The organism is Micromonospora sp. WMMB235 (genome assembly GCF_001855515.1).
Classification (GTDB): domain Bacteria; phylum Actinomycetota; class Actinomycetes; order Mycobacteriales; family Micromonosporaceae; genus Micromonospora; species Micromonospora aurantiaca.
Window position 1 is genome coordinate 6,272,477 of the sequence record NZ_MDRX01000001.1, and the last position, 21,752, is coordinate 6,294,228.

The window sequence follows — 21,752 nt, forward strand, 5'->3', positions numbered from 1 at the left end:
AGCCGTGCCCGGGCCTGAGAGGATCAACGGGTGAGTCCGGACACCCCTGAGCCCGAGCGGGCGCGCGAGCGCACCGACGGCACCGACGCGCGCACCGACGGCACCGACGCGCGTACCGGCGACGCGGCCCCGCTTCCCGGCGGCGCGTGGCCCGAGCGCGAGCAGCCGCCCGGCTGGCCCGGCGGCCTGCCGGTACCCGCCGGCACGCCGGTCACCGCGCCCGGCGCCGACCCGCTCGCCGGATACCCGGGCGTGGTGGCGGAGCTACCCGGCGCCGACGCCACCCGATCCGGCCGCCCGCTGCTCACCACGCTCGGCGTGGTCGCACTGCTCACCGCGCTCGGCGCGCCGCTGGGCCTGCTGTGGGCATGGGCGGCGCCCGCCACCCCGGTCCGGCAGACCCCCGCCGGCACGGTCTACGCGACCACGCAGCCGGAGCAGCCGATCGCCGCGGACGGCTGGTTCAGCCTCCTGACGCTCGGCTTCGGCGTGCTCGCCGCGATCGCCCTGTGGGTGCTGCTGCGCCGCCGGCGCGGCCCGGCCGGCCTGCTCGCGGTGACGCTCGGCGGTCTCGGCGCGGCGGTGGTGGCCTGGCAGGTCGGCCGCCGGATCGGGCTGTCGACGTTCCAGCGGCTGGTGGAGACCGCGCCGCCGGGCACCGCCTTCACCAAGCCCGTCGACCTGCGCGCCGGCGGCGTCGACTGGTACGGCCCGCTGCCGGTGCCGCACGGGAACCTGCTGCTCGCCGCGTTCGGCGCCGCCGTCACGTACACGCTGCTGGCGGGCTGGTCGCGGTGGCCGTCGCTGCGGCCGGAGCCGGAGCCCGACGCGGCCTGGCCGCCGCCCCCGCCCGGGTTCAGTTCGGCGCCGGGGGACCAGCCAGCTCGCTGAGCGGCACCGGCACCGCGCGCACCTGCCGCAGCAACGCCGTCTCCCGGTTGAGCAGGCGCAGCTCGGCGCGCAGCCGCCCGGCGGTGTCGTCGACGGCGAGCAGCCGCTGCCGGTCGGCGACGGTCAGCGCGGCGGTCGCGGCGACCAGGTGCGACAGGACCGTCGGATCCTCCGGCAGCTGCTCGGTGATCTCCTGCTGGTCCGGCCGGATCAGGCCCAGGTATTGCCGGAACACCGAGATCACCCGGGCCGCCAGCAGGTCGGAGACCTCGTCCGGGCCGTCCGGCTCCGGCAGCCACTCCACCTCGGCGGTCAGGTACGGCTCGGCGGAGGCGTCCACCTCGGCGACCCGGAACCGCCGCCGCCCGACGGTGACGATGTCGAAGCCGCCGTCGGCCAACTCGGTGACCTGCCGCAGCTCGGCGGTGCAGCCGACCTCGTGCAGCGTGACGTCGCCGCCGGGCGGCCCGGAACGCCCCGGCGGCCCGGCCTCCCAGCCGGCCTGGATCGCCACCACGCCGAACTCGCGCGGCGCGCCCTCGGGCAGGCCCACGAGGTGGCGCACCAGCGCCTTGTAGCGCTCCTCGAAGATGTGCAGCGGAAGGACCAGCCCGGGGAAGAGGACGGTCCCGAGCGGGAACACCGGCAGCCGTGCGCTCACGTGATCGAGCGTATCGCCAACCCGCCCGCCCGCGCGTGTCCCGGCTCACCGTCCCGGCGTGCGGGCGGCCCCGGCCGGTGACACCGGCGGCGGCCTAGACTCGCAGGCGTGCTGAATCGGATCGACCTGCGCGGCGGGGCCCGTGACCCGCGCCGCCTGCTGCCCCGTGCCCAGCTCGACGTCTCCGTGGCGGTCGAGCGGATCCGCCCGCTCGTGGAGGCGGTCCGGGACCATGGGTACCCGGCGATCCGGGAGGCGAGCGAACGGTTCGACGGCGTCTCGCCGGAGCGGCTGCGGGTGCCGGTCGAGACGATCCGCGCCGCCGAGGACGAGCTGGACCCGCAGGTACGCGCCGCGCTGCTGGAGTCGATCACCCGTGCCCGCAAGGTCCACGCCGACCAGCGCCGCACCGACCACACCACGACTGTGGTGCCCGGCGGCACGGTGACCGAGCGGTGGGTGCCGGTCGACCGGGTCGGTCTCTACGTGCCCGGCGGCCTGGCCATGTACCCGTCGACGGTGGTGATGAACGTGGTCCCGGCCCAGGCGGCCGGGGTGCGCTCCCTGGTGGTGGTGAGCCCGCCGCAGAAGGACAACGACGGGCTGCCGGACCGCCGGGTCCTCGCCGCCTGCGCGCTGCTCGGCGTGGACGAGGTGTACGCGGTCGGCGGCGCCCAGGCGGTCGCCATGCTCGCGTACGGCGCGAGCGTCGACCCGGCCGGGGACGAGCGCTGCGAGCCGGTCGACATGATCACCGGTCCGGGCAACATCTGGGTCACCGCCGCGAAGCGGCTGCTGCGCGGCGTGGTCGGCATCGACGCCGAGGCCGGCCCGACCGAGATCGCGATCCTGGCCGACGACACCGCCGACCCGGCGCACGTCGCGGCCGACCTGATCAGCCAGGCCGAGCACGACCCGCTGGCCGCGAGCGTGCTGGTCACCCCGTCCACGGCGCTGGCCGACGCGGTCGACGCGGAGCTGGCCCGGCAGGCGCCGGCGGCCAAGCACGCCGAGCGGATCGGCACCGCGCTGCGCGGCGAGCAGAGCGGCGTGGTCCTGGTCGACGACCTGGAGGCAGGGCTGCGGGTGGTCGACGCGTACGCGGCCGAGCACCTGGAGATCCAGACCGAGAACGCCCGCGACTGGGCGCTGCGGGTCCGCAACGCCGGGGCGGTGTTCGTCGGCGCCTGGTCGCCGGTGTCGCTCGGCGACTACTGCGCGGGCTCCAACCACGTGCTGCCCACCGGCGGCTGCGCCCGGCACTCCTCCGGGCTGTCCGTGCAGTCGTTCCTGCGCGGCGTGCACCTGGTCGAATACACCCAGGACGCGCTGCGCGAGGTGGCGCCGCACGTGGTCACGCTGGCGACCGTGGAGGACCTGCCCGCGCACGGCCAGGCGGTCAGCGTCCGGTTCCCCGGGGGCGGCCCGTCGTGACCACGCTCGACGACCTGCCGATCCGCGACGACCTGCGCGGACGGACGCCGTACGGGGCGCCGCAGCTCGACGTGCCGGTGCGGCTGAACACCAACGAGAACTCCTACCCGGTGCCCGAGCCGGTGGTGGCGGCGATCGGCAAGGCGGTCGCCGCCGAGCTGCGCGACCTCAACCGCTACCCGGACCGGGACGCGGTGGCGCTGCGCGCCGACCTGGCCGCCTACCTCGGCCACGGGCTCACCGCCGACCACGTGTGGGCGGCGAACGGCTCCAACGAGATCCAGCAGCAGCTGCTCCAGGCGTTCGGCGGTCCGGGGCGCACCGCGCTCGGGTTCACCCCGGCGTACTCGATGCACCCGCTGCTGACGCTCGGCACCGGCACCCGGTGGGTGCCCGCCCGGCGCGGCGAGGACTTCGGGCTCACCGCCGGCGAGGCGGTGGCCCAGGTCCGCGAGCACCGGCCGGACGTGGTGTTCCTCTGCTCGCCGAACAATCCGACCGGCACCGCGCTCGACCCGGCGGTGGTCGCCGCCGTGCTGGACGAGGCACCGGGCATGGTGATCGTGGACGAGGCGTACGCCGAGTTCGCCCGTCCCGGCACGGTGAGCGCGCTCGCCGTGCTGCCCGGTCACCCGCGGCTGGTGGTGACCCGCACCATGAGCAAGGCGTTCGGGTTCGCCGGCGGCCGGCTCGGCTACCTGGCGGCCGACCCGGCGGTGGTGGACGCGGTGCAGCTGGTCCGGCTGCCGTACCACCTGTCCGCACTCACCCAGGCCGCCGCCCGCGCGGCGCTGGCGCACCGGGACGCTCTGCTCGGCACCGTGGCCGCGATCAAGGAGCAGCGGGACCGGATCGTCGCCGAGCTGCGCGCCCGGGGCCACCGGGTGGCCGACAGCGACGCCAACTTCGTGCTGTTCGCCGTCGAGGGGGACCAGGCGGTGGCCTGGCGTACCCTGCTCGATGCCGGCGTGCTGGTGCGCGACGTCGGCCTGCCCGGCTGGCTGCGCGTCACCGCCGGAACCCCGACCGAGACCGACGCCTTCCTCACCGCGATGGAGACAGTTTCATGAGCCGGATCGCCCGGATCGAGCGGGTCACAAACGAGACGAAGGTGCTCGTCGAGATCGACCTCGACGGCACCGGCAAGGCCGACATCGAGACCGGCGTCGGCTTCTACGACCACATGCTCAACCAGATCGCCCGGCACGGCGGCTTCGACCTGACCGTGCACACCGTCGGTGACCTGGAGATCGACGCGCACCACACGATGGAGGACACGGCGCTCGCGCTGGGCGCGGCGTTCGACCGGGCTCTGGGTGACAAGGCCGGCATCCGGCGGTACGGCTCGGCCACCGTCCCGATGGACGAGGTGCTGGTCCGGGCCGCGGTAGACCTGTCCGGCCGCCCGTACGTGGTGCACGACGAGCCGGCGCTGGCCCCGTACATCGGGCCGGTCTACCCGACGAGCATGACCCGGCACATCTGGGAGTCGTTCGGCCAGTCGGCCCGGATCACGCTGCACGTGGACGTGCTGCGCGCGGCTCGTCCCGGCGGCCACCCGGACGCCCACCACGTGGTCGAGGCGCAGTTCAAGGCCGTCTCCCGCGCGCTGCGCGAGGCCACCGCTATCGATCCGCGTAACGCGGGTGTGGTGCCGTCGACGAAGGGCGCTCTCTGATGAGCGCGAGGAACGCAGCGCAGCGGAGTCCCGCAGTCGCGAATGGAAGGTGGCTCTGATGAGCGCGAGGAACGCAGCGCAGCGGAGTCCCGCAGTCGCGAATGGAAGGTGGCTCTGATGAAGGTGCTGCCCACGCTTCTGTTGATCCTGGCCGGCCTGCTGGTCGGCGGGACGTGGTCGCTGCTCAAGCAGGGCGCCCCTCGCGCCGCCGTGGTGATCACCGGTCTGCTGGCCCTGCTGGCGACCGCTGCCGGGGTGCTCTGGCTGCTGCCGGGGGAGAGCTGATGACGCGGCGGGTGGTGGTGCTCGACTACGGCTCGGGCAACCTGCGGTCGGCCGAGCGCGCGGTGGCGCGCGCCGGCGCCGACGTGACTGTCACCGACGACCTGGACGCCGCCGCGTCGGCCGACGGCCTGGTGGTGCCGGGCGTGGGCGCGTTCGCCGCGTGCATGGCCGGGATCGAGGCGCTGGGCGCCGGGCCGGTCATCGCCGACCGGGTCGCCGCCGGGCGGCCGGTGCTGGGCATCTGCGTCGGCATGCAGATCCTGTTCGGGCACGGCGAGGAGCACGGCGTGGTCACCAAGGGGCTCGGGCTGCTGCCCGGCGGCGTGACCCGGCTGCCCGCGCGGCGGCTGCCGCACATGGGCTGGAACACCGTGCGGCCGCCGGCCGGCTCGACGCTGTTCGCCGGACTGCCGGCGGGCACCCGGTTCTACTTCGTCCACTCCTACGGGGTGACCGACCCGGCGGCGCTGGCCGAGGCGGGGGCCACTGTGACCACCTCGCACCACGGCGCGGACTTCGTCGCGGCGGTGGAGCGGGGGCCGCTGTCGGCCGCGCAGTTCCACCCGGAGAAGTCGGCCGACGCCGGTGCCGCGCTGCTGCGCAACTGGCTCGGCACGCTGTGACCGGCCCGCTGGCGGGCACGCGGGCGTCCGCGTGAGCAAGGAGCGGGCCCGCCGCCGCGCGGCGCGCGAGGCCGAGCAGGAGCGGGCGCGCGCCGTCCGCGCCCGCCGGGTGGCGCGCCGGGAGCGGCGTCGTTCTCTGGTACACCGGCTGACGCCATCGCTGCGGCGCGGCCGTACCGGCCGGCTGCGCCGGCACACCCGCCGCGAGCGGGCGACGATCCTGGTGCTCACCGTGGTGGCGGTGGCCGCCATCTGGAATCTGGTGGACGACCTCGCGCTGCGGCTGGTGCTGGTCGTGTTGTTGTTGCTGGTCCTGCCCGCGATCGTGGTGATCGCGCTGGACCGTCGTTGAGGATCCGAGGAGAGAAGCGTTGAGCCTCACCCTGTTGCCCGCCGTGGACGTCGCCGACGGCCAGGCCGTCCGGCTCGTGCAGGGCGCCGCCGGTAGCGAGACCGCGTACGGCGACCCGCTGGACGCGGCGCTGGCCTGGCAGTCCGACGGCGCGGAGTGGATCCACCTGGTCGACCTGGACGCGGCGTTCGGGCGGGGCTCCAACGCCGCGCTGCTCGCCGAGGTGGTCGGCAAGCTGGACGTGAAGGTGGAGCTGTCCGGCGGCATCCGTGACGACGAGTCGCTGCGGGCGGCGCTCGGCACCGGGGCGGCCCGGGTCAACATCGGCACCGCCGCGCTGGAGGATCCGCAGTGGTGCGACCGGATCTGCGGCGAGTACGGCGACCGGGTGGCGATCGGGCTGGACGTGCGCGGCCGTACCCTGTCGGCGCGCGGCTGGACCCGCGACGGCGGTGACCTCTACGAGGTGCTGGCCCGGCTGGACGCCGCGGGCGCGGCGCGGTACGTGGTCACCGACATCACCAAGGACGGCACCATGCGCGGGCCGAACCTGGACCTGCTGCGCGAGGTGTGCGCCCGCACCGACGCCCCGGTGATCGCCTCCGGTGGTGTGTCCACGCTGGACGACCTGCGGGCGCTGGCCACGTTGGAGCCGGTGGGGGTGGAGGGCGTGATCGCCGGCAAGGCGCTCTACGCGGGCGCGTTCACCGTCGCCGAGGCGCTGGCGACGCTGCGGGCCGGCGCGTGACGGCCGAGCCGGCCGAGAGGCCGGTGGACGCCGGGGTGGTGACCCGGCTCGGCTCGGGCGGCCCGTGGGAGGCGCTCTACGGCTACTCGCGGGTGGTCCGGGCCGGCGCACTGGCGATCACGGCCGGCTGCACGTCCACGGTGGACGGCCGGGTCGCGCACGCCGGCGACGCGGCGGCGCAGACCGCGCAGGCGATCCGGATCGGCCTGGACGCGCTGGCCGAGGTCGGCGCCGGGCCGGGGGACGTGGTGCGGACCCGGATGTACGTGACGGACCGGATCTACGCCGACGAGGTGGGCCGGGCGCACAACGCGGTGTTCGGCCCGGTGCGCCCGGTCGCCACGATGGTGGTGGTGGCCGGGCTGATCGACCCGGATCTCCTGGTCGAGGTCGAGCTGGAGGCGTACCTGCCGGACCGCTGAGCGGTGCCGGGTGACCGGCGCCGCACCGCTCCACGCCCCGATAAGTTGTGCACAACTTGATTGCGCGCTACGGTTCAGGGCGTGACCGATGATCTGGTACTGCGCCGGCAGGTGTGCTTCGCGCTCTACGCGGCGTCGCGCGCCCTGACCGACGTCTACCGGCCCATCCTCGACGAGCACGGGCTGACCTACCCGCAGTACCTGGTGCTGCTGGTGCTCTGGGAGCACGACGACGACGCCCCCACGGTCTCCGAGCTCGGCGCTGCGCTCCGGCTCGACTCCGGCACGCTCTCCCCGCTGCTCAAGCGGCTGGAGGCGGCCGGTCTGGTGGTGCGTACCCGCTCGGCGGCGGATGAGCGCCGGGTCGAGGTGGGCCTCACCGACCGGGGCCGGGCGCTGCGGGAGCGGATGGGTGACGTGCCGCGGCAGGTGGCATCCGCCACCGGGCTCACCGAGGCCGAGCTGGTCTTCCTCCACGGCATCCTCACCCGGGTCACCGAGACGATCCACCGACAGAAGGAGCAGTGACATGCAGGTGCTCTACACCGCCTCCGCCCGCGCCACCGGCGACGGCCGCGACGGTCACGTCCGGACCTCCGACGGCACGGTCGAGCTGGACCTCGCCGTACCGAAGGAGATGGGGGGCGCCGGCGGCGCGGCCAACCCGGAGCAGCTCTTCGCGGCCGGCTACGCGGCCTGCTTCCACTCCGCGCTGCGCGTGGTGGCCCGCCAGGCCAAGGCGGACGTCTCCGGCTCCGTCGTCGAGGCCGAGGTGGGCATCGGCCCGAACGGCAGCGGCGGTTACGGCCTGGCCGTGACGCTCGTGGTGGACCTGCCCGCTGTCGAGCGCGCGGCTGCCGAGCAGCTCGTCGACGCGGCCCACCAGGTCTGCCCCTACTCCAACGCGACCCGTGGGAACGTCGAGGTGACCCGCACGGTCCGCGAGGCCCTGTGAGCACGAGGAGTGCAGCGCAGCGGAGCCCCGCAGTGCGAACCGAGGAGGCCCGATGAGTGAGGCGCGCGTCAACCGGGAGATCCATCTGGCGTCCCGGCCGGACGGCTGGCCGACGCCGGAGAACTTCCGGCTGGTCACCACCGAGGTGCCGACGCCGGGCCCGGGACAGGTAGTGGTCCGAAACCGGTTCATGTCCGTCGACCCGTACATGCGCGGGCGGATGAACGACGTCAAGTCGTACGTGCCGCCGTTCGCGCTCGACGCCCCGCTGGACGGCGGCGCCATCGGTGAGGTGGTGGCCGGCGAGGCCGGTGGCGTCAAGCCCGGCGACACGGTGCTGCACGGGCTCGGCTGGCGCGAGTACGCGCTGGTGGACGCCAAGGGCGTGCGCAAGGTCGACCCCGGCCTGGCGCCGGTCACCGCGTACCTGGGCGTGCTCGGCATGACCGGGCTGACCGCGTACGCCGGGCTGCTCGACGTGGCGGCGATGAAGCCGGGGGAGACCGTGTTCGTCTCCGGCGCGGCCGGCGCGGTGGGCAGCATGGTGGGCCAGATCGCGAAGCTGCGCGGCGCCGGCCGGGTGATCGGCAGCGCCGGTTCCGCGGCGAAGGTGGAACGACTCACCGCGCTCGGCTTCGACGCCGCCTTCGACTACCACGACGGCCCGGTGTACAAGCAGCTCAAAGCGGCCGCCCCGGACGGCGTCGACGTGTACTTCGACAACGTCGGCGGCGATCACCTGGAGGCCGCGATCGGGGCGATGAACCTGCACGGCCGGGCCGCCATCTGCGGCATGATCGCGCAGTACAACGCCACCGAGCCGCCCGCCGCGCCGCGCAACCTGGCGCTGGTGATCGGCAAGCGGCTGACGCTGCGTGGCTTTCTCGTCGGTGACCACGGTCACCTGCGGGAGCAGTTCGTGCAGGAGGTGGCGGGCTGGCTGCGGGAGGGCCGGCTGTCGTACGACGAGACGATCGTCGACGGCATCGAGCAGGCCCCCGAGGCGTTCCTCGGCCTGCTGCGCGGCGAGAACCTCGGCAAGATGCTGGTCCGTCTCTGACCGGTGCGAACGCACTCCACCGCGGGCGGCGGTGACCGGCCTCACCGGCGGGTCACCACCGCCCGCGCGTTCGTTAGGCTCGGGGCATGACGGTGGCGGTACGGGTCATCCCGTGTCTGGACGTGGACGCCGGGCGCGTGGTCAAGGGGGTCAACTTCCTCGACCTGCGTGACGCCGGCGACCCGGTGGAGCTGGCGGCGGCGTACGACCGGGCCGGCGCGGACGAGCTGACCTTCCTCGACGTCACCGCCTCGTCCAGCGACCGGGGCACCATGCTCGACGTGGTGCGGCGCACCGCCGAGTCGGTCTTCATCCCGCTGACAGTGGGCGGCGGTGTCCGCCGGGTCGCCGACGTCGACACGCTGCTGCGCGCCGGTGCGGACAAGGTCGGCGTGAACACCGCGGCCATCGCCCGGCCGGAGCTGATCGCCGAGATCGCCGACCGGTTCGGCCGGCAGGTCCTGGTGCTCTCGCTGGACGTGCGCCGCGCACCGGACGGCACGACGCCGAGCGGTTTCGAGGTGACCACGCACGGCGGCCGGCGGGGCACCGGGCTGGACGCGGTCGAGTGGGCGGCGCGCGGCGCCGAGCTGGGCGCGGGCGAGATCCTGCTCAACTCGATGGACGCCGACGGCACCAAGGCCGGATTCGACCTGCCGCTGATCCAGGCGGTCCGCGAGGTGGTCGACGTGCCGGTGATCGCCAGCGGCGGCGCGGGCGAGGTGGCCCACTTCCCGCCGGCCGTCGGCGCCGGGGCGGACGCGGTGCTCGCGGCGAGCGTCTTCCACTTCGGCGAACTCACAGTCGGCGAGGTCAAGGACGCGCTGCGCGGCGCGGGCCACCCGGTGCGCTGAGGCGGCGGTCACTGCCGGCCGGAGTGCCCCTCGGGGGAGCGGCGCGGCATCGGGATCGACCGGACCACGTACTCCTGCACGGCGGCGGCGTGGTCGTCCTCGTCGAGGTGCCACTCGGACTCGGCGGGCGGGTGCCGCCGGGTCAGCACGCCCTGCACGGTGTCCACTGTGGTGCCGAGACCGGCGCTGGGCCGGGTGCGCCAGAGCCGCTCACCGTCCGGGGTGACCCGGAACCAGCCGTCGGCCACGCTGACCAGGCCCGCGCCGACGAGCCGCCGGACTGCGCCCTCCACCTCGTGCCGCTCCGGGATGGCCTGGTTGAGGTGGTCGGCTGTGGAGAGGACGTCGGCCAGCCGTACGCCTTCGGGGCGGCGTGTCGCGGCGGCCCGCCGGTGCCGGCCGGCGCCACTGGCGATGACAAGCGCGACGAAGATCCAGGCGTCGCTCCAACGCCATCCGTTCTCCCCCATGCAGGAATGATGCCCGGCCGCGACGGCGGAGGAAACACCTGGTTTCCCGGTTGTGCGTCGTCGCAGCTCAGCGCGTTGCGGTCGGTACCGGGCCGTGGCGGTCGGCCCGGCTGCGGTCACGTAGCGTACGCACCCGCCGCCGGCCGTGCGGGCAGCGCGAAGACCGGGATGAAGAACTGGGCCAGCGGGCCGATGGTGAGCGCGTACGCCACCGTGCCGAGGCCGACGGTGCCGCCGAGCAGCCAGCCGAGCGCCAGCACGGTGATCTCGATGACGGTGCGGACCAGCCGGACCGAGAAGCGGGGGTGGCGGGCGACGAAGCCGGTCATCAGCCCGTCGCGCGGGCCGGGGCCGAGCCCGGCGCCGATGTAGAGGCCGGTGGCGGCGCCGTTGGCGACGATCCCGGCGACGAGCAGCGCGACGCGTGCCGGCATGCCCTCTCCGGGCGGCAGCACGGTCAGGGTGGCGTCGACGACCAGTCCGATCACCACGACGTTGCTGACCGTGCCGAGGCCGGGCCGCTGCCGCAGCGGGATCCAGAGCAGCAGCACGAGGGCGCCGACGGCGATGGTGACGGTGCCGAAGGACAGGCCGGTCTGCCGGGCGAGCCCCTGGTGGAACACGTCCCACGGGTCCAGCCCCAGCTCCGACCGGATCATCAGCGCCATGCTCACGCCGTAGAGGACCAGCCCGGCGTAGAGCTGGGTGAGCCGCCGCACCGGTCGGTGCCGGAGATTGCCAAGCTGTGCCATGCATGCCACCCTAGGGGCCAATCGCGGCTATCAAGGGTGCCAATTTCGGAGGTGTGGCCATGACCAGCCAGGTGCGCGGCGTCCAATTGGCGCGACTCCTCGGCCAGTGGCATGCCCTGCCGGGCCGTCGGCGCAGCCCCGACTACGCCGCGCTCGCCGGCGCCGTCCGCGGCTTGCTCGCCGACGGGCGGCTGCCTCTCGGGGTACGCCTGCCGGCCGAGCGGGAGCTGGCCGAGGCGCTGCGGATCAGCCGGACCACTGTCACCGCCGCGTACCGGGAACTGCGGGAGAGCGGCCACCTGGCCAGCCGCCGGGGCGCGGGGAGCTGGACCATGCTGCCCGGCGGGCACCGGGTGGCCAGCACCGGCCTGTGGACGCCGCTCGACGACCGCGACATGATCGACCTCGGCGTGGCCGCGCTGTCCGCGCCCCCGCAGCTCGTCCCCGCCGCCCGGGCCGCGGCCGAGGACCTGCCCCGCTACCTCGGCGGCGCCGGCTACCACCCGACCGGCATCATCGAGCTGCGCGAGGCGGTGGCCCGCGCCTACACCGAACGCGGTCTGCCCACCAGCCCGGAGCAGATCATGGTCACCAGCGGCACCCAGCACGCGCTGGACCTGGTGCTGCGGCTGGCCCTGTCGCCCGGCGGCGCCGTGCTCGTCGAGTCGCCCACCTACCCCAACGCGCTGGCCGCGCTGTCCGCCCGGCGGGCCCGGATCGCCACGCACGGCCTGTCCGACGAGGGCTGGGACGCCGAACTTCTGCTCGGCAGCCTCCGGCAGACCCGGCCGAAGCTCGCGTACGTGATCCCCGAGTTCCAGAACCCGACCGGCCACCTCATGGCCGCCGACCTGCGCGAGCGGCTGGTCGGCACGGCCCACGCGGCCGGCACCGACCTGGTGGTCGACGAGTCCTTCGTCGACCTGCCGCTGGACGACACCACGCTGCCGCCGCCGGTGGCCGTCTTCGACAGGCACTCCCGGGTGATCAGCATCGGCGGCATGAGCAAGCCCTACTGGGGCGGGCTGCGGATCGGCTGGGTCCGCGCCTCCGCGCCCCAGGTGCAGCGGCTGGCCGCGGCCCGGGTCGGGGTGGACATGGCCAGCCCGGTGCTCGACCAGCTCGTCGCCGTGCACCTGCTCACCGAGGCGCCGGCCATCGTGGCGGCCCGCCGGGCCCAGCTCGTCGCCCAGCGGGACGCCCTGGTCGCCGCGCTCGCCGACCGGCTGCCCGACTGGCGCGTACGCGTGCCGAGCGGCGGTGTCACGCTCTGGGCCGAGCTGGACGGCCCGATCTCCAGCGCGCTGGCCCGCGCGGCCGAGGAGGTCGGCGTACGGCTGGCGCCCGGACCCCGGTTCGGCCTGGACGGGACGCTGGAGCGCTTCCTGCGGCTGCCCTTCACGCTGCCCGCCGACGAGCTGGTGGAGGCGGTCGGGCGCCTCGCGGCGGTCCGCTACGACCTGGACCGCACCAGCCGCCCGCAGTGGCGGGAGCCGAGCGTCATCGCCTGAGCGCGCGGTGCCCGTTCCGGTGGTGAATGCGCCGAACGACGGCTGCGGGACGGACGGTGCCCGCACACTGCCCGGGTGGGGAACGGGAGTGGAGTCCGGCGGTCGTGGACCGTGCGGTCCGCCGCCCCGGGTTCCCGCACCACCCGGCTGGAACTCTTCTACGACCTGGTCTTCGTCTTCGCGTTCCTGAACGTCACCACGCTCACCGCCTCGGAACTCACGCCGGCCAACCTCTACCGCTTCCTGCTGGTGCTGGCGCTGCTCTGGTGGTCGTGGACCGGCTTCGCCCGGATGGGCAACTTCTTCCGCGCCGACCAGGGCGTGCTGCCGCTGGTCGGCTTCGTCACAGTGGCGGCGACGTTCATGCTGGTGCTCAGCGAGCCCAGCGCGTTCGAGGACCTCCCCGGCGGGCTGCCCGGCCCGCTGGTCTTCGCCGGCTGCTACTTCGTGATCCGGATGGCCCAGCTCACCGTCTTCGGCTGGGTGGACCGCGCCGACCCGGTCCGGCGCCGCCGGCTTCTGCTGCGCGCCGCGTTCCCGGCCGCCGCCACGGTGCTGCTGGTCATCGCCGGAACCGTGCCGACGCGGCTGCCGCAGGAGCGGTTCGCGATCCCGCTGCAACTGGCGCTCTGGACGCTGGCGCTGCTCGTCGAGTACGTCGGCGGGGTGACGCTCGCCCGTCAGTGGTGGGTGGTGGTCTCGGCCGGGCACTGGGCCGAACGGCACGCGCTGATCGTGCTGGTCGCGCTCGGTGAGTCGATCATCGCCCTCGGCTTCGGCCCGAAGCACGGGCTGCCGCTGACCGGGCCGGTGGCGGTGTCGGCGCTGCTCGGCATCGTGGTCGTCGCGGCGCTGTGGTGGGCGTACTTCGACACGCTCGCCTTCGCGATGGAACAGGCGCTGCACCACGCCCGGGACGAGGCCACCCGGCTCCGGTTGGCCAGGGACGTCTACACGTTCATGCACCTGCCGATGGTCGCCGGGATCATCCTCTACGCGCTCGGCCTCAAGGATCTGCTGGCCGAGGCCGCCGACCCGGCCACGCCCACCTGGGGGCTGCCGCTGGGCGACTTCTGGGGCGCGATCCTGTTCGGCGGGGTGGCGTTGCACCTGCTCAGCCTCGCCGGGTGCTGGTGGCTCGCGCTACGCGAGGTGCACCGGCCGCTGCTGCTCACGGTGGTGGCGCTGGTTGTGGTCGGCCCGTTCGTCTTCCGTATCCCGGAGCTGATCGCGCTCGGTGTGCTCGCGGTGATCACCGGCGTCGGTGTCACCTGGGAGACGCGCCGCGAGGACGGCCTCCGGCGCCGGGTACGCCGGCTCGCGCTGGAGGAGCAGATCGCCGCCGAGGCCGAACAGAGCCGGTGGCGGCGGGGGCACCTGTGAACGGCGTGCGGCCGTGCCCCGGGACGGTGGGGCACGGCCGGCGCGACCGTGTGGCGGTACGGGCTACAGCTCGGCGAGCGTGCCCTCGTACATCTTGTCGATCTCGGAGGCGAAGTTCGTCTCCACGCTGCGGCGCTTGATCTTCAGCGACGGCGTGACCTCGCCGTCCTCGATGGTCAGGTCGCGGGGAAGGATCGTCACCTTCTTGATCGTCTCCCAGCGGTTGAGCTTGGCGTTCAGCTCGGCCACGTACCCCTCGACCATCTCCCGCGCCTGCGGCGAGGTGACGATCGTGGTGTAGTCGCTGCCCTCCAGCGGGGTGCCGGCGGCCCAGCCCTTGATCGCGTCCGGGTCCAGCGTGACGAGCATGGTGCAGTAGTTGCGCGCCTGCCCGATCACCACGGCCTGTGAGGTGTACGGGCACACCGCCTTGAACATGCCCTCGATGTGCGACGGCGCGACGTACTTGCCGCCGGACGTCTTGACCAGGTCCTTCTTCCGGTCGGTGATGCGCAGGTAGCCGTCGGCGTCGAGCGTGCCGATGTCACCGGTCCGGAAGAAGCCGTCCTCGGTGAACGCGGCGGCGGTCTCCTCGGGCAGGTTGTGGTAGCCGCGCATGACCGGCTTGCCGCGCAACAGGACCTCGCCGTCGGTGTCGATCCGGCACTCCAGGTCGCCCATGGCCCGGCCCACGCTGCCGATCTTCAGCCCGTCGGGCGGGTTCACGAACGCGCCCGCGCTGGTCTCGGTCAGGCCGTAGCCCTCGGAGATGGGCAGGTTGGCGGCGGCGAAGAAGGTGGCGATCTCCTTGCTCAGCGGCGCCGCGCCGGAGACCAGCACCCGCATCCGGCCGCCGAGCCGGGCCTGGAGCTTGCTGAACACGAGCTTCTCGGCCAGCGCGTACTTCATCCGCAGCCCGGCCGGGACCGGCTTGCCGGCCTGCTCCAGCGCGACCTTCTCCTTGCCGACCCCGACGCCCCAGGCGAAGATCTTGGCCTTGGCGCCGCCGGCGCCCTGAGCGGTGGTGACAGCCTTGTTGTAGACCTTCTCGAAGACCCGGGGCGCGCCGCACATGAGCGTCGGCTGCACCACGCCGAGCAGTTCGACGAGCTTGTCCACCCGGCCGTCGACGTACGTGGGCAGGCCGACGTGGGTGGCGCCGCAGAGCAGAGTCTTGCCGAACGAGTGCGACAGCGGCAGCCACAGGTATTGCAGGTCGTCGACGCGCAGCAGGCCCAGCTCGGCCTGCGCCACGCCCTCCCAGCACCAGCCGCCGTGCAGCAGCTCCACGCCCTTCGGGCGGCCGGTGGTGCCCGAGGTGTAGATCAGCGTTGCCAGGTGGTCCGGGCCGATGCCGGCGACGAGCATGTCGATCAGGTCCGGCTCCGCGCTCAGCGCGGCGGCGCCCCGCTCCTCCAGCTCGGCCAGGGTGAGCTGCGGGACGGCCGCCGCCGGGTCGGGCGTGCCGTCGAAGAGCACCACGTGGGTCAGCGCGGGCAGGTCCGCCCCGGCGATCTTCGCCGCCTGGGCCTGGTTCTCCGCGAACAGCACCTTCGAGCCGGAGTCGGCGATGATGTAGACCGCGTCCTCGGGCTCGGTGGTGGGGTAGACGGTGGTGGTGGCACCACCGGCGCACATGATGCCGAAGTCGGCGAGCACCCAGTCCAGGCGCGTGTTGGCCAGGATCGCGACCGGGTTCTCCAGGCCGACACCGAGCCCGTGCAACCCGGCGGCGATCGCCTTGGCGCGCTGCCCGACCTGCTCCCACGTCAGCCAGACCGGGCCCGAGTCGTCGGGGGCGGGGTGGGCGAAGGCGTGCCGGTCGGGGGAGTCCGCCACACGCTTGAGGAACATGTCCGGTACGGAACGGTACGGTACATCGAGAGCCATCGCTGTAGCCGCCTTCAGGGGTGGAGGGACGTGACGGGGGTCACGCCGGTCTGCGGTTACCGAAGGGTATTGCGTGCACCCGGCCAGCGGCTAGCCCCGATCGGCCGAGTCGTCAGCGGTCCCGCCTGCTGGAACCGGTCAGGCGTACCGGCTGGCCGCGCGGGACCAGTCGTAGGTGGCCCGGATCCAGTCCCGGCGGGTGTCCAGGAACGCCCGCATCCCCTTATCGGCCACGGCGCTCAGCGCCGCGTCCCGCTCCGCGTACGTGGCGAGGGTCTTGTTGAACCGGTCCGCCGCCGCGTACAGCGCCGCCGACTCGTCCTGCCCGGTCTCGCCCGCGATCGTGGTGACCAGGTTGTGCGCCTCCGGGCTGGCGCCCCGCTCCTTGCCGTAGGAGAACAGGTCGTTGCACCAGCAGATCAGGTCGGTGGCGAGGGCGTCCAGCACGGTGAGCGCCGGCGCGACCCGCTGGTCGGCGCGGGGCGCGGACGGGCGGGCCAGGTCGGTCACAGTGAAACTGGGGCGCACCCCGCCGGTGTGGCGGCGCATCTGCGTGTACTCGGCCACCCCCGGCACCCGCCGGCGTTCCCGGTTGGCGGCCTCCCAGAGCAGCGCCAGCAGGTACTCCCGCAACTGGCTGACCAGGCGCAGCAGGTGGGCCGGCCGGCCCCGGTCGCGGGCCCGCCGGCACAGGTCGTGCAGCGCCAGGGCGATCGGCCCGCCGTCGGCCGGTGCGGGCGCCTCCGGGTCGCCGTGCCGGTCGAGCACCGCCAGCAGCGCGGCCAGCGTGGGCGCCAGCAGCGTGGGCGTCGCACCGAGCCCGTCGTCGTCGCAGGCGTCGTCCACCACGAACAGCCAGTTGATCAGGTCGGTGAGCAGGCGCAATCCGGACGGCGACGCCTCGGGGCAGGCGCGAGCGGCCAGCTCCGCGGCGTGCGCCCCGGCCAGCCGCCGGCGCCCGGCCTGGTCCTCCACCAGGCCGAAGTCGCGTACCCAGGCCGCGCTCTCCGCGGCCGCCTGGTCGACGGCGGGGTGGCGCCGGGAGGGAAAGGGTGGCTCGTGCAGTGCCGAGAGGGCGAAGTCGCGCATCGTCGTCGTCCCCTGTCCGCCGCCCCGCGGGGTCGGGCCGGTGCGCAGGAGCGTACGGGAGGACGTAACCGTTATCGAAGCCGGTCCGTCCACTTTCCACAGTCAGCGAGCGATCGGCTACACACCCTCGGTCAGAGTCCCAGCTCGGCGGTGCGCAGGCGCTCGGCGCGGTCGGCCGGACCGTCCACCTGGACCCGGGCCACCCGCTGCCGTCCGGTGAGGAACAGGACGAGCTCGCCCGGCGCACCGACCAGCCGCAGCCGTTCGCCGCCGCCGCCGGCCCGCAGCTCGCCGTAGCCCGGCGCCTGCACCAGCACCTCGGCCGGGAACCGCCGCAGCGCCATCCGGGCCAGCAGCGCGACCCGCTTCCACAGCACCGCCTGCTGCCCGGCCGGCAGGTCGCGCGGATGCCAGCCCGGACGGGCGCGCCGCACGTCCTCGTGGTGGATGAAGAACTCCATCCCGTTCGCCAGCTCGTCGGTGAGCGGGTTGCTCACCGGGCTCCACACCGGCGGACGGCGTACCCGGGCGATCAGGTCGGCGTACGGCCCGGCGGCGATCCGCCGACGGACCGACTCGCCGTAGCCGCGCAGCGGCGGCAGCAGGATCCCGCCCGCCGCGTCCGGCCGGCGCTCCCGCACCAGCAGGTGCGCCGCCAGGTCACGAGTGGTCCACCCCTCGTTCACAGTCGGTGCGTCCGGTCCCACTTCCAGCATCAGGTCGGCGAGCGCCTCGCGCTCCGCTCGGGCGTACCGCGGCATGGGCCGATCGTAGGCCGGTCCCGGCCGATCGGCGCGCCACGCCCGGCGCGACCACGCCGCCGGACCGCCTCCGGTCGCCGTCGGCCCAGCTCCGGCGGGAACGTGACGGCGGACATATCCCGGCCGGGTCGGCGGGACGGGCGGCGAGCGGTAAGGATGGGGGAGAAAACTGCGGCTTACGGCGGGGGAGAGCGTGGCGAGCGGGACAAGTCGGGACGTGCTCGGCAGAGGGCTACGGGTGCTCGGCCGGGCCATCCGGGAACAGCCACGGATCTTCGCGGTCGCGGTCAGCGGCAGCGTGCTGTTCGGCCTCCTGGTGATCGCCAGCGCGTACGTGGTCGGCGGGGTGGTCGGCGACGTCGTCGTACCGGCCGTGGAGCGCGGCGAGGTGGCCCGCGGGGCGCTGGCGCTCGCCGCGACGGCGCTGTTCGGCATCAGCGTGCTGCGTGTCGTCGGCATCTTCGGCCGCCGGCTCGGCGCCGGTTACATGCAGTACCGGCTCCAGGCCGCCTACCGCCGCCGGGTCACCCGCCGCTACCTGGAACTGCCGCTGGCCTGGCACCACCGCAACTCCACCGGCACGCTGCTGTCGAACGCCAACTCCGACGTGGAGGCGGCCTGGTACCCGATCGCGCCGCTGCCGTTCGCGGTCGGCACGCTGGTGATGCTCGTCGGCGCGGTGGCCTCACTGTTCTTCACCGACTGGGCGCTGGCCCTGGTCGGCCTCGCCGTGTTCCCGGCGCTGTTCGCGCTCAACGTGGTCTACTCCCGCCGGATGGCGCCCCGGCAGGCCCGGGCGCAGCGGCTGCGGGCCGAGGTCAGCGGCATCGCGCACGAGAGCTTCGACGGCGCGCTCGTGGTCAAGACAATGGGCCGCGAGGCCCAGGAGACGGCCCGCTTCGCCTCCCGCGCCGGTGAGCTGCGCGACGCGCTGATCTCGGTCGGCCGGCTGCGTGGCGTGTTCGACCCGATGCTGGAGACGCTGCCCAGCCTCGGCACGCTCGCCGTGCTGGTGGTCGGCGCGCTGCGGCTGCGGGAGGGCGCGATCACCGTGACCGAGCTGGTCAGCGTCGCGTTCCTGTTCACCGTGCTGGCCTTCCCGGTACGCGCCATCGGCTGGGTGCTGGCCGAGCTGCCGCGCAGCGTCGCCGGGTGGGACCGGGTCCGCCGGGTGCTCGACGCGACCGGCGAGATGCCGTACGGCACGACGACGCTCGACCCGGCCACCCGCGAGCCGGCCACGCTCGCCTTCGACGACGTGCACTTCGCGTACGAGCCGGCCGAGGCGCACCTGCCCGGCGCGAAGGTGCTCGGCGAGGTGACGTTCACAGTCCCGGCCGGGAAGACGGTCGCCCTGGTCGGCCCCACCGGCGCGGGCAAGTCGACGATCGCGTCGCTCGCCGTGCGCCTGGTGGACCCGGGCGCCGGCCGGGTCACGCTGGACGGCGTGGACGTGCGGGAGCTGACCGCCGCCTCGCTGGCGGCCACGGCGGGGCTCGTGGCGCAGGTGCCGTTCGTCTTCGACGACACGGTCCGGGCCAACATCGCTCTCGACCGGGCCGGCATCGGCGACGACGAGGTCTGGGCGGCGCTGCGGCTGGCCGAGGCGGACGGCTTCGTGGCCGCGCTGCCGGACGGGCTGGACACCATGGTCGGCGAGCGGGGCACGTCGCTGTCCGGCGGCCAGCGCCAGCGGCTGACGCTGGCCCGGGCGCTCGCCGGGCGACCCCGGCTGCTGGTGCTCGACGACGCCACGAGCGCTGTCGACCCGCGGGTCGAGGCGGCCATCCTGGCCGGGCTGCGCGCGCCCGCCGACGGCGCCCCGGCGTCGATCCTGGTGGTGGCGTACCGCCGGGCCACCATCGCGCTCGCCGACGAGGTGATCTACGTGGAGCAGGGCCGGGTGGTCGCCCGCGGCACCCACACCGAGCTGCTGTCCACCGTGCCCGGCTACGCCGACCTCGTCACCGCGTACGAGCAGGCCGAGCAGGAACGCGAGCAGAATCGGACGTACGACGAGGTCACGCCGTTGACCTCGGGCCTGGAGGTGGACCGGTGAGCGCGAGGAGTGCAGCGGAGCGGAGCCCCGCAGTCGCGAACGAACGGCGGGCCCGGTGAGTACGACCACGGCCGAGACCACCGAGACCACCGAGGCCACCGAGTCGACCTGGCGGACGCTGCGGCGCGGGCTGGCGCTCTCCCCGGAGCTGCGCACCGGCCTCGCCGGCACGCTGGCGCTGGCGCTGGTCTACATGGTCGGCCGGGTGGCCGTGCCGGTGGCGGTGCAGCGCGGCATCGACCACGGCATCGTCGGCGGCCTCGACCTGAACGTCATCTCGCTGACCGTGGCCATCACCGCCGGCGTGCTGGTGGTCACCACCGCCTGCGGGTACCTGATGATGCGCCGGTTGTTCACGGTGAGCGAGACCGCGCTGGCCGGTGTGCGCACCCGGGCGTTCCGGCACGTGCACGACCTGTCCATGCTGCACCAGCAGTCCGAGCGGCGCGGGTCGCTCGTCTCCCGGGTCACCAGCGACGTCGACCAGATCACCCAGTTCCTCCAGTGGGGCGGCGTGATCCTCATCGTCAACCTGGGCCAGTTGCTGGTGACCACCGCCGTGATGCTCGCGTACTCCTGGCAGCTGACGCTCGTGGTGCTCGTCGCGTTCGCGCCCGCGGTGCTGGTGATCCGGCAGTTGCAGCGCCGCCTCGCCGGTGCGTACGGGCTGGTGCGGCAGCGCACCGGCACGCTGCTCGGCGCGATCGGCGAGAGCGTGGTGGGCGCGCCGGTGATCCGGGCGTACGGCATCGCCGGGCGCACCGCGCGGCGGCTGGACACGGCCATCGACGGGCAGCGGGTGGCCCAGCAGCGGGCGATCCGGATCAGCATCATGGGCAGCTCGGTGGGGGAGCTGGCCGCCGGCCTGGCGCTGGCGGGCGTGGTGGTGGTCGGGGTCAGCCTGGGCGTCGACGGCACGCTGACGGTCGGCCAGCTCACCGCGTTCCTGTTCCTGGTCACGCTGTTCATCCAGCCGGTGCAGATCGCCACCGAGGTGCTCAACGAGGCGCAGAACGCGATCGCCGGCTGGCGCCGGGTGCTGGACGTGCTGGACGTCTCCCCGGACGTCGCCGACCCGGGCGAGCAGGGGCGGGAGCTGCCACCCGGGCCGCTGGACGCCCGCTTCGCCGGTGTCACGTTCGCCTATCCGGGCGGGCCCCCGGTGCTGCACGACGTGACGCTGGACATCCCGGCCAAGAGCCGGGTGGCGGTGGTGGGCGAGACCGGAAGCGGCAAGACCACCTTCGCCAAGCTGCTCACCCGGCTGATGGACCCCACCGAGGGGCAGGTCCTGCTCTCCGGGGTCGACCTGCGGCAGGTGCGCTTCGACTCGCTGCGCTCCCGGGTGGTGATGGTGCCGCAGGACGGCTTCCTGTTCGACGCCACGGTCGGGGAGAACGTCCGCTTCGCCCGCCCCGACCTGACCGACGAGCGACTCACCGCCGCCTTCGCCGAGCTGGGCCTCTCGGACTGGCTGGACGGCCTGCCGTCCGGGCTGGACACACCGGTCGGTGAGCGCGGGGAGGCGCTGAGCGTCGGCGAGCGGCAGCTCGTGGCGCTGGCCCGGGCGTACGTCGCGGACCCGGACCTGCTGGTGCTGGACGAGGCGACGAGCGCTGTCGACCCGGCCACCGAGGTCCGCCTGCAACGGACGCTCGACGCGGTGACCCGGGGCCGGACCACGCTCGCCATCGCGCACCGGCTGTCCACCGCGCAGGCGGCGGACGAGGTGATCGTGGTGGACCGGGGCCGGATCGTGCAGCGTGGCCCGCACGAGGAACTGGTCCGCGACGCCGACTCGGTGTACGCCCTGCTGTACGCGTCCTGGCTGGAGCAGACCCGCTGACCTTGGCGGGTCTGCTCGGGAGCGGCGG

The 21,752-nt window shown here is 74.2% G+C and carries 23 protein-coding genes; 17 read left to right on the top strand and 6 right to left on the bottom strand.

Annotated elements, in window-relative coordinates; translation table 11 throughout:
* The first annotated feature begins 30 nt into the window (after window positions 1-30).
* Window positions 31-891, top strand: a complete 861-nt coding sequence (locus tag BFV98_RS28060; RefSeq protein WP_013287586.1) for a DUF2567 domain-containing protein — start codon at window positions 31-33, stop codon at window positions 889-891.
* On the opposite strand, the gene BFV98_RS28065 is transcribed toward BFV98_RS28060, so the two are convergent.
* On the bottom strand, window positions 857-1,552 hold the full coding sequence (locus tag BFV98_RS28065; protein WP_030271932.1) for an LON peptidase substrate-binding domain-containing protein: 696 nt from the start codon (window positions 1,550-1,552) through the stop codon (window positions 857-859). The two genes, BFV98_RS28060 and BFV98_RS28065, sit on opposite strands and share 35 nt — an antisense overlap.
* Before the next feature lie 108 nt (window positions 1,553-1,660).
* Between BFV98_RS28065 and hisD the strand changes: the two genes are divergently transcribed.
* From hisD to hisF, 12 genes are all read left to right on the top strand, one after another.
* Window positions 1,661-2,986 (top strand): histidinol dehydrogenase, encoded by a 1,326-nt coding sequence (gene hisD / locus BFV98_RS28070; RefSeq protein WP_030271934.1) that lies wholly within the window; start codon window positions 1,661-1,663, stop codon window positions 2,984-2,986.
* Complete coding sequence (locus BFV98_RS28075) at window positions 2,983-4,056, top strand: histidinol-phosphate transaminase (protein WP_030271936.1); 1,074 nt, start codon at window positions 2,983-2,985, stop codon at window positions 4,054-4,056. The genes hisD and BFV98_RS28075 overlap by 4 nt, the downstream gene beginning before the upstream one ends.
* Window positions 4,053-4,664 (top strand): imidazoleglycerol-phosphate dehydratase HisB, encoded by a 612-nt coding sequence (gene hisB / locus BFV98_RS28080; protein ID WP_013287582.1) that lies wholly within the window; start codon window positions 4,053-4,055, stop codon window positions 4,662-4,664. The genes BFV98_RS28075 and hisB overlap by 4 nt, the downstream gene beginning before the upstream one ends.
* 117 nt (window positions 4,665-4,781) lie before the next feature.
* A complete protein-coding gene (locus BFV98_RS32385) occupies window positions 4,782-4,949 on the top strand; it encodes a hypothetical protein (RefSeq protein WP_013475798.1) in 168 nt (55 codons plus the stop codon).
* Window positions 4,949-5,572 carry an imidazole glycerol phosphate synthase subunit HisH gene (gene hisH, locus BFV98_RS28085; RefSeq protein ID WP_030271938.1) on the top strand — a complete coding sequence of 208 codons (624 nt, stop codon included), beginning with the start codon at window positions 4,949-4,951 and terminating at the stop codon, window positions 5,570-5,572. Before BFV98_RS32385 ends, hisH begins: the two co-directional genes overlap by 1 nt.
* Before the next feature lie 31 nt (window positions 5,573-5,603).
* Window positions 5,604-5,924 (top strand): hypothetical protein, encoded by a 321-nt coding sequence (locus BFV98_RS28090; protein ID WP_030271939.1) that lies wholly within the window; start codon window positions 5,604-5,606, stop codon window positions 5,922-5,924.
* 19 nt (window positions 5,925-5,943) lie between these two features.
* A complete protein-coding gene (gene priA, locus BFV98_RS28095) occupies window positions 5,944-6,672 on the top strand; it encodes a bifunctional 1-(5-phosphoribosyl)-5-((5-phosphoribosylamino)methylideneamino)imidazole-4-carboxamide isomerase/phosphoribosylanthranilate isomerase PriA (RefSeq protein WP_018785235.1) in 729 nt (242 codons plus the stop codon).
* A complete protein-coding gene (locus BFV98_RS28100) occupies window positions 6,669-7,094 on the top strand; it encodes a Rid family hydrolase (RefSeq protein WP_030271943.1) in 426 nt (141 codons plus the stop codon). Before priA ends, BFV98_RS28100 begins: the two co-directional genes overlap by 4 nt.
* Window positions 7,095-7,175: 81 nt before the next feature.
* Entirely contained in the window at window positions 7,176-7,622 is a 447-nt protein-coding gene (locus BFV98_RS28105) for a MarR family winged helix-turn-helix transcriptional regulator (protein ID WP_013287576.1), read from the top strand.
* Window position 7,623: 1 nt separating this feature from the next.
* A complete protein-coding gene (locus BFV98_RS28110; RefSeq protein WP_013287575.1) occupies window positions 7,624-8,049 on the top strand; it encodes an organic hydroperoxide resistance protein in 426 nt (141 codons plus the stop codon).
* 52 nt (window positions 8,050-8,101) lie between these two features.
* Window positions 8,102-9,109: an NADP-dependent oxidoreductase gene (locus BFV98_RS28115; protein ID WP_013475802.1), complete on the top strand. Its 1,008-nt coding sequence runs from the start codon at window positions 8,102-8,104 to the stop codon at window positions 9,107-9,109.
* An 86-nt stretch (window positions 9,110-9,195) separates the two neighbouring features.
* Entirely contained in the window at window positions 9,196-9,963 is a 768-nt protein-coding gene (gene hisF / locus BFV98_RS28120) for an imidazole glycerol phosphate synthase subunit HisF (RefSeq protein ID WP_013287573.1), read from the top strand.
* Between the two features lie 8 nt (window positions 9,964-9,971).
* Here hisF and BFV98_RS28125 read toward each other — a convergent pair whose 3' ends face one another.
* Together BFV98_RS28125 and BFV98_RS28130 are read right to left on the bottom strand one after the other, a co-directional pair.
* On the bottom strand, window positions 9,972-10,433 hold the full coding sequence (locus BFV98_RS28125; protein WP_013287572.1) for a hypothetical protein: 462 nt from the start codon (window positions 10,431-10,433) through the stop codon (window positions 9,972-9,974).
* Between the two features lie 116 nt (window positions 10,434-10,549).
* Window positions 10,550-11,185, bottom strand: a complete 636-nt coding sequence (locus tag BFV98_RS28130; protein WP_013287571.1) for a YitT family protein — start codon at window positions 11,183-11,185, stop codon at window positions 10,550-10,552.
* Window positions 11,186-11,244: 59 nt separating this feature from the next.
* Here BFV98_RS28130 and BFV98_RS28135 point away from each other — a divergent pair, with 59 nt between their 5' ends.
* Together BFV98_RS28135 and BFV98_RS28140 are read left to right on the top strand one after the other, a co-directional pair.
* The gene (locus tag BFV98_RS28135) at window positions 11,245-12,696 is read left to right on the top strand and encodes a PLP-dependent aminotransferase family protein (protein WP_030271948.1); all 1,452 of its coding nucleotides are present in this window, start codon (window positions 11,245-11,247) and stop codon (window positions 12,694-12,696) included.
* A gap of 111 nt (window positions 12,697-12,807) precedes the next feature.
* Window positions 12,808-14,079 carry a low temperature requirement protein A gene (locus BFV98_RS28140; RefSeq protein WP_071098327.1) on the top strand — a complete coding sequence of 424 codons (1,272 nt, stop codon included), beginning with the start codon at window positions 12,808-12,810 and terminating at the stop codon, window positions 14,077-14,079.
* Between the two features lie 63 nt (window positions 14,080-14,142).
* Here BFV98_RS28140 and BFV98_RS28145 read toward each other — a convergent pair whose 3' ends face one another.
* The 3 genes from BFV98_RS28145 to BFV98_RS28155 all read right to left on the bottom strand — a co-directional run bounded on the left by BFV98_RS28145 (window position 14,143) and on the right by BFV98_RS28155 (window position 17,819).
* Window positions 14,143-15,969, bottom strand: coding sequence for a long-chain fatty acid--CoA ligase (locus tag BFV98_RS28145; RefSeq protein WP_013475807.1), 1,827 nt, complete (start codon window positions 15,967-15,969; stop codon window positions 14,143-14,145).
* A 138-nt stretch (window positions 15,970-16,107) separates the two neighbouring features.
* A complete protein-coding gene (locus BFV98_RS28150) occupies window positions 16,108-17,058 on the bottom strand; it encodes a terpene synthase (RefSeq protein WP_071098335.1) in 951 nt (316 codons plus the stop codon).
* 131 nt (window positions 17,059-17,189) lie between these two features.
* Window positions 17,190-17,819, bottom strand: a complete 630-nt coding sequence (locus tag BFV98_RS28155) for a TIGR03085 family metal-binding protein (protein WP_071098337.1) — start codon at window positions 17,817-17,819, stop codon at window positions 17,190-17,192.
* Between the two features lie 193 nt (window positions 17,820-18,012).
* On the opposite strand from BFV98_RS28155, the gene BFV98_RS28160 reads away from it, so the two are divergent.
* Window positions 18,013-19,878, top strand: coding sequence for an ABC transporter ATP-binding protein (locus BFV98_RS28160; protein WP_176921733.1), 1,866 nt, complete (start codon window positions 18,013-18,015; stop codon window positions 19,876-19,878).
* Between the two features lie 55 nt (window positions 19,879-19,933).
* Window positions 19,934-21,724, top strand: coding sequence for an ABC transporter ATP-binding protein (locus tag BFV98_RS28165; protein WP_013475811.1), 1,791 nt, complete (start codon window positions 19,934-19,936; stop codon window positions 21,722-21,724).
* Window positions 21,725-21,752 lie beyond the last annotated feature (28 nt).